The organism is Marinicauda salina, from assembly GCF_003122085.1.
Taxonomy (GTDB): domain Bacteria; phylum Pseudomonadota; class Alphaproteobacteria; order Caulobacterales; family Maricaulaceae; genus Maricicauda_A; species Maricicauda_A salina.
Window position 1 is genome coordinate 43263 of the sequence record NZ_QEXV01000006.1, and the last position, 12533, is coordinate 55795.

The following is a 12533-nucleotide window of genomic DNA, read 5'->3' on the forward strand; positions in this document are numbered from 1 at the left end:
GGCCGGAGACGCCGGCCCCGCTTTGCCCGGCGGCGCCTCGAAATGCTAGGTGGGTCTCCGCACTGGGGAGGACAGAATGCCGATGCAACCCTTGCGGACCGCCGCCGCCCTGCTCGCCGCGATTTCCACGGCGTCATGCGCTCAACGCGCCGCCGAGCCGCGCCCGATGATCGACGCCCATCTGCACGCCGCGCAGATATGGGAGGACGATGCGGCGGTGCGCGAACGCGTTCTCGAGAGCATGGACCGCAACGGCGTGGACCTCGCCGCCCTTCACCTCTTCGAGGCGTCCGATATCGAGGACTGGGTCCGCGTCGCGCCGGACCGCTTTCTCGCCGGCCCGATGTTCCCCTGCTGGCGGGACGAATCGGGCGAGTGGGACCGCTGCGAATGGAACGATCAAGCCTTCCCCGAGATGGAATGGCTCCGCGACCAGTACGAGCGCGGGACGTTCTCGGTGATGGGCGAACTGACCTTCGTCTACGCCGGGATCGCTCCGGACGATCCGCGCATGGCGCCGTACTGGGCTCTGGCGGCGGAGCTGGACATACCGGTGGCGGTTCACATCAACCCGGGTCCGCCGCCGGGCTCGCCCTCGCGACCCGAAGGATGCTGTCCGGATTTCGACCCGGCGCTCGGCGATCCGCGCGCCCTGCGCCCGGTGCTGGAGCGCCACCCCGACTTGCGGATCTGGCTTCAGCACGCCGGCATGCCAGACGCTCCGGTCGGCGGGGAGGTCTATAACGAAGAGACGCTCGCCCTGCTCGACGACTACGAGAACGTCTATGTCGACATGACGGTACTCAACACGGTTCCGCCCAAGCCCGCGCACGCGGCGACGCTGCGGACATTCGTCGAGCGCGGCCACGCCGACCGGATCATGATGGGCACGGACAACTTCCCGCTCGGTCCGGTCATTGAACGCTATCGCAGCTTCGATTTCCTGACCGACGACCAGCTCGCGGGAATTCTCGGCGGCAACGCCCGCCGCTTCTTCGCCCCCGAGTTGCGGGCGCGCCGCTGAACCGCGCAGCCTGTCGCCCGGTTACGTCGAGCGGTCAGGCGGGCTGGCGCGGTGGACGGCGGCGACGAGGACGAAGCTGATGATCATCAGCAGGTACCACGATCCGAGCTTGGCGAGCGAGACCGGCGTCCACGCTCCGTCCTGGTCGGGATAGGTCCAGGCCCGCGCGAAGGTGCCGATGTTCTCGGCGATCCAGATGAATAGCGCCACCAGCACCAGCCCGATCAGCAGCGGCATCGGGCGATGGGCGCGGTCGGGCCGGAACCACACGACCGCCGGGCCATAGATCGCCGCGCTGGCGGCGAACAGCGCCAGCCTGACATCGACGGTGAAGTGGTGCGTGAAGAAGTTCACATAGATCGCCGCGGCCAGCAGGCCCTGCAGCCAGAGCGGCGGGAAGCGGTCGTATTGGAACTCGAACAATCGCCAGACGCGGGCGAGATAGCTGCCCACGCTGGCGTACATGAAGCCGGAGAAGAGCGGCACGCCGGCGACGGCGAGAACCGCGGCGTCGACCTCGGGATAGACCCAGCTGCCGGCGTGGACCTTGAAGATCTCCATCGCCGTGCCGACGAGATGGAAGACGGCGATTACGCGGACCTCCTCCCAGCTCTCCAGCCGGGTCGCGATCATGGCGACCTGGATGGCCACCGCCGACAGCGTCAGGAAATCGTAGCGCGCGAGCGCGGCGTCGTCGGGATAGACGAGGAAGGTGCCGAGCAGCAGGGCGAGCATCAGCCCGCCGAACAGGCACGCCCAGCCCTGCTTGATCCCGAAGGCGACGAATTCGAAGACGGCAAGCGTGACCGGGCCGCGGACGAACCAGCCGCGCAGCGCCTCGCGACGCGTGTGGAGCCAGGTCTCGAGGCCGGCGAGACGCCCGTCCGGCAAGGCGCCCTACTCCGCCCAGCGCGGCTTGCGCTTCTCCAGGAAGCTCGCCAGCCCCTCGCGGCCCTCGTCGGAAACGCGCCGGTCGGCGATGCGATGGGCCGTGTCGCGCATGAGCCCGTCGTCGATCTCCTTCTCGACGATGTCGTCGACCAGACGCTTGGCGTCGGCGACCGCGCCCGGCGCGGCGTGGAAGGCCAGCTTGCCGAGATGCTCCATCATGTCGTCGAGGTCCTCGACCTTGTCGACGGTGTACTGAGCCAGCCCGATCTTCTCGGCGAAGGCGCCGTCGAAGCTCTCCCCGGTGGCGAACAGCGCGCGCGCCCAGCGCGGCCCGATCGCGCGCACGACGAAGGGCGAGATGGTCGCCGGGGTGAGACCCAGCCGGACCTCGGAGAACCGGATCTTCGCGTCCTTGACGGCGACGGCGACGTCGCAGGCGGCCATCAGCCCGGCGCCGCCGCCCATCGCCGCGCCCTGGACGAGCGCCACGGTCGTCTGCGGCAGGTCGTAGAGCCGGTGGAGCATGCGCGCGAGACCCAGCGCGTCGTTGACATTGTCCTCGTGCGTCCAGTCGGCGGCGGCTTGCATCCACTCGAGATCGGCCCCGGCGGAGAAGCTCTTGCCCGCCCCGCGGATGAACACGATGCGCGCTTCGTCGGCGCTCGCCCGCAGCGTCTCGCAAATGTCGGACAGCCGCGCGACGACGTCGGCGTTGAAGGCGTTGTGCTTGTCGGGTCGATTGAGCGTGATCACCGCGGCGCCGCCGGGGGTCACGTCGAGAAGCACGTCCTGAGTGTCGGCCATGGCTCGCCTCTGCGTTTGCGCGATCTCTCTGACCGGCTGCTTAGGGCGCCAAGAGGCTCAGGCCAAGCATGGACGCGCGAAAACCGCCGACGGAAACCGTCGGCGGCCTTTACGCGGCGGTCTTCCGGAGATCAGCCCCGGAAGAGAATGCGCTTGATAATGTACAGCACAGTGATGCCGACGAGGTAGATGACCGCGGCGAAGGCCAGGTACTGCCAGTACAGCTGATCGCCCACCGGCGGCATCACGAAGGACGCGCCGTCGCGCACCATCGGAATCACCTGGTCGACGACGACGTGAACGATCACGCCCACGACGGTGAAGATCAGGATCGCGCCGAATTCCTGCATCAGCAGCGCCATGATCAGCCCGATGACGCCCATCTGGACGCCGAGATGCATCCAGTTGATCTCGCCTTCGACAGCCCCGAGCGAATGCGCCTCGGCGCCGGCGACGAGCCACGCCCACACAGGCGCGGCGTAAGTCTGAATCTGATCGACAAATTCCATATCAAGTCCCCTCCAACTTGAAGGCTTCAGCCCCAACGATAGCCGAACCCTGCCAAAAAGTTAAAAAAAATCAAACGAAATCCGGGTAACTTTCCGAATCCGGCGCGCTCGTGCGGATTTAGCGTCGCAGCACGAGGCGCTTGGCGAGCGCGAGCACCGGAATGACGACGAGATAGCCCGCCAGCAGGCTCGCCGTCGTGCGCCAGAAGCCGGCTTCGAGCAGCGGCGGCAGGCGGAACGCCGCCTCGCCGGCGATCGCCGGCGCAAAGACGTCGATGGCGATGTGCGCCGCCGTCGCGCCGAGCACGAAAACGGGCAGGCGCCGCCAGTTCGGCAGCAGCAGCGCGGCGGCCGCCGCGATCAGCAGGCCCTGTACGGCGTTCACTTCGTCGAAGCCCCGCCGGAGAAATTCGAGAACCGGTTCGACCGCGTCCATCATCGCCCCCCCGATGCGCGCGTGAGCGCCCAGCATCGTCGAGGCGCGCGGGGCTTGGCAAGCCCGGCGCGGGCGATTCAGCGCCCGGCGCGGCCGAGCGCGGCGGTCTTTTCCAGCATGCGGGCGCGCCGCTCCGGCCCGCTCTCGACCAGGCCGAAGATCGTGTCGCGCACAGGCTTGAAGCCGGCGATGCCGAAGATTCCCTTCTCCAGGCCCTTGAGCGAATGGCCTCCGAAGAAAAGACGATAGGCGAAGCCGGGCATGCCCATCGTAACGATGATGCGCGCCGACTTGCCCTTCATCTTCTTGGCCGGCCAGCTCGATTCCGAGACGCCGGGCCCGATGAAGAAGCCGTCGCGGGCGACCTGCTCGAGAAAGGCCTTGAGCCTGGCGGGCATGGTTCCGAGCCAGAGCGGGTAGATCAGCACGACGTGATCGGCCGCCGCGATCTTCTCGCGCTCGGCGGTGATCGCATCGTCGGGCGGCGTCTCCAGCTCTTTCGGGTGAACGAGGAACTCGAGATCGACCGCGCCCACGTCGATCCGGCGGACCGTGTGCCCGGCCTCGCGGGCGGCGTTCTCGTAGGCGTCGGCTAGCGCGAAGCAGAACCGCTCCGGCGCCGGATCGGGATGGCCGTTGATGACGCAGATGGAGCAGGACATGAGGGGCTCTCCGGGGCGGACGTCCCGAGACTACCATGAAGCCCGGCGCGCGGAGAGCGCTATCGGGGCAGCCGGGCGCGGCCGAGCCGCATTCGGACCATCAGGCCCGCGCGAAGAACAGAACGGGGTGTCAGCGCCGAGGGCTGCATGGCGGGCCGGCCGCCTCACGCGTGCGGCGAACCCCAGCAAGGTGCCGGGTGGCTCATCCCGAGGCGCAGCCGATCAGCCTCGCCGGCGACGGCCCAGCAGCCAGCCGAGCGTTCCGAAGACGAGCCCGCTCAGCACGACCAGCAGGACGCCGCCCGTCCAGAACATCGACCGCGGGAGGCCGGCGTAGCGCCTGACGACCCGCCACTCGCCGCCTTGCTGTTCCCAGATATCGATGACCAGCGAACGCGTCGGGGTCGGCGGCAGCGGCGGCCGCCAGGGACTCTTGTAGGCGTAGCTCGAGACCATCACGGCCACGTCGTCGTGAACGGTCACGTGCGGCCGCCTGAACCCGTGATGGACCCAGTCGCTCGAAGTGGCGTTCTCGATCCACTCCGCGCGCGGCACGCGGGCGTTCGGTCCGCCGAGAATCTGGAGCGCATATTCCTCCGCCATCACCGCGTCGAGCGTGTCGGCGTCCTTGGCCTCCATCGCCTCCATCCAGGCGTCGGCGCGCGCCCGAATCGCGGACTCCTCGGTCGGCTGGTCGGCGTGCGCGCTGCTCAGGCAGGCGAGCGCGCAGGCCGCCAGCATCGTCCTCATCCGGCCCATGCGATAATCCTCCCCAGCCTACGCCCGCACGTGCGGGCGCGACACGCAGAGGTTAACATCCCGACCGCATCGGAAACCAGCGCCCCCGGCGAAAGCCGACGGACCTACATCCGGAACACGCCGAACTTCGTCTCCTCGATCGGCGCGTTGAGACACGCCGACAGGGCCAGCGCGACGACGCGGCGGGTGTCCTCGGGCGCGATGACGCCGTCGTCCCACAGCCGCGCGGTCGAGTAGTAGGGCGAGCCCTCGGTCTCGTACTTTTCCCGGATCGGGGCCTTGAAGGCTTCCTCGTCGGCCTCGGGCCAGTCCTCGCCGCGCGCCTCCATGCCGTCGCGCTTGACGGTGGCCAGCACGCTGGCGGCCTGCTCGCCGCCCATCACGGAAATCCGCGCATTGGGCCACATGAACAGGAAGCGCGGCCCGAAGGCGCGCCCGCACATGCCGTAATTGCCCGCCCCGTAGGAGCCCCCGATGATCACCGTGATCTTCGGCACCTTCGCGCACGACACCGCCGTGACCAGCTTGGCGCCGTCCTTGGCGATGCCGCCGGCCTCGTATTTCGAGCCGACCATGAAGCCGGTGATGTTCTGCAGGAAAAGCAGCGGGATCCCGCGCTGGCTGCACAGCTCGATGAAGTGCGCGCCCTTGAGCGCGCTTTCGGAAAACAGCACCCCGTTATTGGCGACGATGCCCACGGGCATGCCGTAGAGATGGGCGAAGCCGCACACCAGCGTTTCGCCGTAAAGCTGCTTGAACTCGTCGAATTCCGAGTTGTCCACAAGCCGGGCGATGATCTCGCGCACATCGTAGGGGCTGCGCGTGTCCTCGGGGATCACGCCCCCGATCGTGTCGGGATCGACGGCCGGTTCGCGCGGCTCGACGCAATCGAGCTCGACGCGCTTGCGGGTGTTGAGATTGGCGACGACGCGCCGGACTGTCTGCAGGGCGTGGTCGTCATTGGCGGCGTAATGGTCGACGACGCCGGACTCGCGGGCGTGGACGTCGGCACCGCCGAGATCCTCCGCCGAGATCACCTCGCCGGTGGCGGCCTTCACCAGCGGCGGGCCGCCGAGGAAGATCGTGCCCTGCTTTCTCACGATCACGGTCTCGTCGGACATCGCCGGCACGTAGGCGCCGCCGGCCGTGCACGAGCCCATCACCGAGGCGATCTGCGGGATTCCCTCCGAGGACAGCGTGGCCTGATTGTAGAAGATGCGGCCGAAATGGTCCCGGTCGGGAAAGACCTCGGCCTGGTGGGGCAAGTTCGCCCCGCCGGAATCGACGAGATAGACGCAGGGCAGCTTGTTCTCGCGGGCGATCTCCTGGGCGCGGAGATGCTTCTTGACCGTCATCGGGTAGTAGGTGCCGCCCTTCACCGTGGCGTCGTTGCACACGATCATGACTTCGCGGCCCGAGACCCGGCCGACGCCGGTGATCATGCCCGCGCCGTGGACGTCGCCCTCGTACATCTCGTTCGCCGCCAGAGGCGACAGCTCGAGAAAGGCCGAACCCGGATCGAGCAGGCGCTGCACGCGCTCGCGCGGCAACAGCTTGCCGCGATCGAGATGCTTCTTGCGCGCACGCTCCGAACCGCCCTGCGCGGCGGTCTCGGTCTTCTCGCGGAGCTCGTCGACGAGTTCGCCCATGCGCCGGGCGTTCGCCACGAAGGCGTCGGACTCGGGGTCGAGCGCGGTGGTGAGCTGTCTCATGGGCGGGTTCCGGTGACGGGCGGGGACGTGCTGATTAACCCGGCGGGACTTGCGCGCGCAACGCTCCTGCATCCGAATACAGGCCTTCGGGCATCAACGGTCTGAACGATCGAAGCCGAAACGGAGCCTACCATGTCCAGATTGAACGCCGCGCTGGCGGCCCTCGCCCTCCTCGCGCCGGCCGCCGCCGCGCAGGAGACCGACTCCTTCGCCGAGGTGATGGTGCTGGGCACCTTCCACTTCACCGGCGGCGGATCCGATTACGTCAACGCCGAGGTCGACGATTTCCTGTCGCCGACGCGCCAGGCCCAGATCGAGGAGACGGTGGAACGCATCGCGGCCTGGGCCCCGACCAAGATCATGATCGAGCTCTCCCCGGAGCACGAGGCCGACTTCAACGCGAGCTACCAGGCCTATCTCGACGGCGAACACGAGATGACGGTGAACGAGCGCCAGCAGCTCGGCATGCGTCTGGCCGCCCGCCTGGGCCATGACCGGCTCTACGCGATCGACTACCGCAGCAGCATGGATTTCGACGCCATGATGGGCGCGGCCCAGAACGCCGGCCAGGACCGGCTGATCGCCGACTTCCAGGCCGCCACCGCCGAGATCGAGGCGTTCATCGCCGAGACCGAGGATCTCGAGGTGCCGGAGCGGCTGATCGCGATGAACCGGCCCGAGATGGGCGAGCTGCACGACCTCTACATGACGCTCGCCCAGATGGGGACGACCGAGGCGCCCGAGGGCGCCCATCAGATGGCCGATTGGTGGGGCCGCAACATGGTCATCTTCGCGCGCGCCGCCCAGCACGCCGAGGAAGGCGACCGCGTCCTGATCATCTTCGGTTCGGGACACAAATTCCTGCTCGAGCAGTATTTCGACCAGGCTCGCGAGTTCGAGATCGTCGATCCGATCCCGTATCTCGAGGAGTAACGACTTGAAGCGCGCCGCCGCTCGCGGGACAGTCCTCCAAGGCTGACCCCGCGGGCGGAAAGGCGCGTCCAATGTCCCGATACGAGAGCTTCCGACTGTCGGCGGGCGGGCCGATCGCCCGCCTCACCCTGAACCGCCCGGACAAGCGCAACGCAATGAACCGCGCCTTCTGGCGCGAGCTGCCCCGGGCGGTTCAGGCGCTGTCCGACGCCGGCGAGACCCGCGTGCTGATCCTCGACGCCGAGGGCCCGGTCTTCACCGCGGGCATGGACGTTTCCGTGTTCGCCGATCCCGAGGCGCTCGGCACGGAGACCGCGCCGCGCCGCGAGGCCTTCATGACCGCCGCGCTGGCGCTGCAGGACGCCTTCACCGCCTTCGAACGGGCGCGCTTTCCCGTTATCGCCGCCATGCAGGGACCCTGCGTCGGCGGCGGGGTGGACATGATCGCGGCGTGCGATCTGCGCTATGCGACGCAGGCGGCGTGGCTGAGGATCGAGGAGACCAATATCGGCATGTTCGCCGATGTCGGCACGCTGCAGCGCCTGCCCAAGCTGATCCCCGAAGGCGTGGCGCGCGAATTGGCCTACACCGGCGAGACGCTGTCGCCCGAGCGCGCCGAAAAGCTCGGCCTGCTCAACGCCGTGCTGGAGGACGAAGACGCGCTGCGCGACCATGTCGACGCCGTCGCCCGGCGCATCGCCTCGCGGCCGCCTCTGGCGGTTTCCGGGACCAAGCGCTCCTTCCTCTACGCGCGCGACCACGCCGTCGCCGACAGCCTGGAGCACGCCATGACGCTGCAGGCGAGCCTGTGGAATCCCGACGATATCCGCGAGGCGATGACCGCCCGCGGCGAGGATCGCGACGGCGAGTACGCGCCGCTGGCGCCCGTCAAGCGAATGACGGACTGAGCCATGCTCGTCGGGAGCTGCGCCTGCGGAGCGGTGTCCTGGACGCTGCGCGCGCCGCCGGACTGGCTGACCCGGTGCACCTGCTCCTACTGCCGGCGCGCCGGCGCGCTGTGGGCGCACGCCGACAGCGCCGACGTCGCGACCGATTACGCGCCGGATGCGGTCGTCCGATACGCGCGCGGCGACCGCACCCTCGCCTTCGTCAGCTGCGCGCGCTGCGGGTGCACCACCCACTGGGAGAGCCTCGAGCCGGCCGATCATCCGCGCATGGCCGTGAACGCGCTGATGGCCGAGCCCGACGCGATCGCCGGGCTCCGCATACGCACCTTCGACGGCGCCGAGAGCTGGAGCTTTCTTGACTGAGACGGACGGCTGGCCTCACCCTTCGAAATTGTGGCGGCGCGGCCGAGGCGCGCGCATGACGGTCTCGACGAAGGCTCTCGTCCCGACATGGTGTTCGATCTAGGCCTCTCCCGCCTGCCCTTCCTCAACCGAATCGAGAAGGCGACGATCAAGGCCGTCGAGCACGAGGTCGAGTGGTTCTGCCTGCCCGCGGGCCGGACGCTGTTCGAGGCCGGCGAGCCCGCCGACGCCTTCTATCTCGTCCGTTCCGGCGCGCTCGCGGCCTTCCGCACCGGCGCCGACGGCCGGCCGGAGCTCGTCGGCCATATCCGACAGGGCGAACCGATCGGCGAGATGGCGCTGGTCGAGGACCGGCCGCATTCGGCCAGCGTCTACGCGCTGCGCGACTCGGAACTCGTGCGCCTGCCCAAGGCGACCTTCCAGCGCCTGACGCGCCAGCATTCCTCGCTGATGCGCGAGCTGGCGCGGATGATGCTCTACCGGCTCAGGGGCCATCAGCTGCGCCGTGGCTCGGAGCCGAAGGTCTTCGCCTGCATCGCCACCAGCCCGACGATCGACATGGCGGTGCGCGCCGAGGCGATGCAGAAGGCGCTGGCCAAGCTCGGCAAGACCTCCGTCGTCGCCGGCGAGGAGTGCGCCGACTGGCCCGGTCCGCGGCTGGACGAGCTCGAGGCCGAGCATGACGTCGTCTTCCTGTGTGCGAAGATGGCCGACGCCAACTGGGCGCGCCGGGCGATGGGCCGGGCCGACCGGATCTGGCTTCTGGCTCGCGCCGACGCCCACCCCTCGCGGCCGCTCATGCCCGAGGACCCGTCCCCGGCGGCGAAGCTCAAGCTGATCGACGTCGTCATGGTCCATCACGGCGGCGACCGTCCCGGCGCGCCCTCAGGCGACTGGGTCGCCGCGGCCGATGCGGCGCGCTGCTTTCATCTCCGCCAGAACAATGAGGCCGATGTCGACCATCTCGCCCGCACCGCGGCGGGCATGTCGGTCGGGCTGGTGCTGTCGGGCGGCGGCAGCCGCGCCTACGCCCATCTCGGCGCGGTGCGCGCCTTCATGGATCACGGCGTCGTCTTCGACTTTCTCGGGGGCGCCTCGATGGGCGGCATCGTCGCGGCCGGCATCGCGATGGGCTGGGACCAGAACGAACTCGAGGATCGTCTGCGCGACGCCTTCGTCGAATCCAGCCCGCTCAATGACTGGACCCTGCCGGTCATCTCGATGGCACAGGGCAAGAAGGTCAATCGCCGCCTCGCCCGGCATTTCGGCGATGTCGAGATCCCCGACCTCAACCGCCCCTTCTTCTGCGTGTCGTCGAATCTGAAGGACGGCTCGACGCGCGTGCACCGCACCGGCCGGCTGCGCGACGCGCTGCGCGCCTCGATCGCCATTCCCGGCCTGCTGCCGCCGGTCATCGAGGGCGACGACGTGCTCGTCGACGGCGCGGTGTTCACCAATTTCCCCGCCAACGAGATGCGCGCCATGCATCGCGGCTTCAATGTCGGCTGCGACGTCACGCGCAATATCGGCCTGACGCCGTCGGACTTCGTCGACCCGCCGGGCTTCTTCGGCTGGGTGATGAAGCACGGCCTGGCCGACCCCCCGCCGATCGCCTCGCTGCTCATGCGAACCGCGACGGTGGGCACGCTGCAGCAGCACGAGGAGACGCGCGACGCCGTGGACATGCTCGTCCTGCCCGAACTCGATCTCGATCTCAGGGAATGGCGGCGCTTCGACGAGGCCGTCGAGGCCGGCTACGAGGCCGCGACACAGCTGCTCAAGACCGCCGACCCCGACACGCTGGCCCGCCTGAAGCCGAGCGCGCCGGAGTCCTAGCGGTACTCCGGATTGGGGTGATCGAAGCGCTGGCCCTCGGCCCACAGCGTCGCCTGATTGCCGTGGGCGGGCATCCCGCCGGCGTCCTTCAGGAGCCGGGCCATGTGCATCAGGTTCCACGCCATGAAGGTCGCGTTGCGCTGGGTGAAGTCGTTCTCCGGCCCGCCGGAGCCCTCGTCGGCGTAGGACTTGCCGGGTCCGGCCTCGCCGATCCAGCCCGCGTCGGCCTGCGGCGGGATGGCGTAGCCGATGTGCTGGAGCGCGTAGAGCACGGTCATCGCGCAGTGCTTGATGCCGTCCTCGTTGCCGGTGACGACGCAGCCCCCGGTCTTGCCGTAGAAGATGTACTGGCCCTGCGCGTTGCGCTCGCCGGAATGGGCGTAGAGGCGCTCTATGAGGACCCGGCAGACCGAACTCTCCTCGCCCAGCCAGATCGGCGTGCCGACGACGAGGATGTCGGCGGCGGCGACCTTCGGCCAGAGCTCGGGCCAGTCGTCCCGGTCCCAGCCGTGCTCGGTCATGTCGGGATAGACGCCGTTGGCGACGTGATGGTCGACCAAGCGGACATGCTCCACCGCGACGCCGTTCGTCTCCATGATCGCCGCGGGCACGCGCATCAGCGCGTCCGTATTCGAGGTCTCCGGCGAGCGCTTGAGCGTGGTGTTGATGAACAAGGCGCACAGATCGTCGTAACGCGCCTTTCGGTCGTCGGAAGCCATCGGTTCGCCCTCCTTCTCGCCGCGCCTGAACAGTCCCAGAACCATGCGCTCGCTCTATCTCCGCCGTGCAACCCGGACAGGATAGGCGCGGGCCCCGGCGGGACCAGCCCGCCCACGCGATCGTGACCGCTCAGGCCGCGCGGTCCCAGTCCGGCGCCCAGCTCGGGTCGATCAGGCGGCCGTCGTCGGAGCCGAGCGCGGCGATCCGCGCCATCTCCTCGTCCGTCAGTTCGAAGTCGAAGACGTCGAAATTGGACTCGATATGCTCGGGCTTGCCCGAGCGCGGGATGGCGACGACGTCGTCCTGCTGAACGAGCCAGCGCAGAGAGACCTGGATCGCGCTCTTGCCGTGGACCTTCGCAATGTCGGCGATGACGTCGGACTTGTTCACCCCGCCCTGGGCGATCGGCGAATAGGCCGTCAGCGCCATGCCGTGGCGGCGCACGGCGTCGAGGACCGGACCCTGATCAATGAAGGGGTGATACTCGACCTGGTTCGTCACCAGCGGCGCGTCCGAGATCGCGACCGCCTGGTCCAGCAGATCGACAGTGTAGTTCGACACGCCGATATGCCGCGTCAAACCCTCGGCGCGCACGGCGTTGAGCGCGGCGATCATCTCCTCGAGCGGATGGTCGGGATTGGGCCAGTGCAGCAGCAGGAGATCGACCCGGTCGACCTTGAGCTTCTCCACGCTGCGCCGCGCCGAGCGCTCGAGATCGCCGGCGGCCATGTTGGCCATCCAGATCTTGGTGGTCAGGAAGATCTCCTCGCGCGGGACGTCGGATTGTTCGATCGCCTCGCCGACCTCTGGCTCGTTCTCATAGGCCTGCGCCGTGTCGATATGGCGATAGCCCGTCGCCAGCGCGTGCTTGACCGCGTCGACGCAGTCCTCGCCGGTGATCTGCCAGGTGCCGAAGCCGAGCTTCGGGATCGTCGCGCCTTGGGCGGCGAGCGTGGGGACGTCGTTCATCGCGGGG

At 68.6% G+C, this 12533-nt stretch carries 14 protein-coding genes; 5 read left to right on the plus strand and 9 right to left on the minus strand.

The window, feature by feature from the left end; genetic code table 11:
* Nucleotides 1–76 precede the first annotated feature (76 nt).
* A complete protein-coding gene (locus DDZ18_RS12050) occupies nt 77–1024 on the plus strand; it encodes an amidohydrolase family protein (RefSeq protein ID WP_109253653.1) in 948 nt (315 codons plus the stop codon).
* 21 nt (nt 1025–1045) lie between these two features.
* Here DDZ18_RS12050 and DDZ18_RS12055 read toward each other — a convergent pair whose 3' ends face one another.
* The 7 genes from DDZ18_RS12055 to DDZ18_RS12085 all read right to left on the minus strand — a co-directional run bounded on the left by DDZ18_RS12055 (nt 1046) and on the right by DDZ18_RS12085 (nt 6797).
* Nucleotides 1046–1915 (minus strand): DUF817 domain-containing protein, encoded by an 870-nt coding sequence (locus DDZ18_RS12055; RefSeq protein ID WP_109253654.1) that lies wholly within the window; start codon nt 1913–1915, stop codon nt 1046–1048.
* Nucleotides 1916–1921: 6 nt separating this feature from the next.
* A complete protein-coding gene (locus DDZ18_RS12060; protein ID WP_109253655.1) occupies nt 1922–2719 on the minus strand; it encodes an enoyl-CoA hydratase-related protein in 798 nt (265 codons plus the stop codon).
* A 131-nt stretch (nt 2720–2850) separates the two neighbouring features.
* Nucleotides 2851–3228 (minus strand): hypothetical protein, encoded by a 378-nt coding sequence (locus DDZ18_RS12065; protein ID WP_109253656.1) that lies wholly within the window; start codon nt 3226–3228, stop codon nt 2851–2853.
* A 118-nt stretch (nt 3229–3346) separates the two neighbouring features.
* Nucleotides 3347–3667 (minus strand): hypothetical protein, encoded by a 321-nt coding sequence (locus DDZ18_RS12070; RefSeq protein WP_233245831.1) that lies wholly within the window; start codon nt 3665–3667, stop codon nt 3347–3349.
* Nucleotides 3668–3741: 74 nt separating this feature from the next.
* On the minus strand, nt 3742–4326 hold the full coding sequence (locus DDZ18_RS12075; RefSeq protein ID WP_109253657.1) for an NAD(P)H-dependent oxidoreductase: 585 nt from the start codon (nt 4324–4326) through the stop codon (nt 3742–3744).
* A gap of 222 nt (nt 4327–4548) precedes the next feature.
* Nucleotides 4549–5085, minus strand: a complete 537-nt coding sequence (locus DDZ18_RS12080; protein WP_109253658.1) for a YybH family protein — start codon at nt 5083–5085, stop codon at nt 4549–4551.
* Nucleotides 5086–5189: 104 nt separating this feature from the next.
* Nucleotides 5190–6797, minus strand: coding sequence for a carboxyl transferase domain-containing protein (locus DDZ18_RS12085; RefSeq protein WP_109253659.1), 1608 nt, complete (start codon nt 6795–6797; stop codon nt 5190–5192).
* Between the two features lie 132 nt (nt 6798–6929).
* Here DDZ18_RS12085 and DDZ18_RS12090 point away from each other — a divergent pair, with 132 nt between their 5' ends.
* From DDZ18_RS12090 to DDZ18_RS12105, 4 genes are all read left to right on the plus strand, one after another.
* Nucleotides 6930–7730, plus strand: coding sequence for a DUF5694 domain-containing protein (locus DDZ18_RS12090; protein ID WP_146190671.1), 801 nt, complete (start codon nt 6930–6932; stop codon nt 7728–7730).
* A gap of 71 nt (nt 7731–7801) precedes the next feature.
* Nucleotides 7802–8638, plus strand: a complete 837-nt coding sequence (locus DDZ18_RS12095) for an enoyl-CoA hydratase-related protein (protein WP_109253661.1) — start codon at nt 7802–7804, stop codon at nt 8636–8638.
* Between the two features lie 3 nt (nt 8639–8641).
* Nucleotides 8642–9001: a GFA family protein gene (locus DDZ18_RS12100; RefSeq protein ID WP_109253662.1), complete on the plus strand. Its 360-nt coding sequence runs from the start codon at nt 8642–8644 to the stop codon at nt 8999–9001.
* Nucleotides 9002–9088: 87 nt separating this feature from the next.
* Nucleotides 9089–10837 (plus strand): patatin-like phospholipase family protein, encoded by a 1749-nt coding sequence (locus DDZ18_RS12105; RefSeq protein ID WP_109253663.1) that lies wholly within the window; start codon nt 9089–9091, stop codon nt 10835–10837.
* Here DDZ18_RS12105 and DDZ18_RS12110 read toward each other — a convergent pair.
* Both DDZ18_RS12110 and DDZ18_RS12115 read right to left on the minus strand, forming a co-directional pair.
* Entirely contained in the window at nt 10834–11556 is a 723-nt protein-coding gene (locus DDZ18_RS12110) for a flavodoxin family protein (protein ID WP_109253813.1), read from the minus strand. The two genes, DDZ18_RS12105 and DDZ18_RS12110, sit on opposite strands and share 4 nt — an antisense overlap.
* Before the next feature lie 130 nt (nt 11557–11686).
* Nucleotides 11687–12526: an aldo/keto reductase gene (locus tag DDZ18_RS12115; protein WP_109253664.1), complete on the minus strand. Its 840-nt coding sequence runs from the start codon at nt 12524–12526 to the stop codon at nt 11687–11689.
* Between the last annotated feature and the right edge of the window lie 7 nt (nt 12527–12533).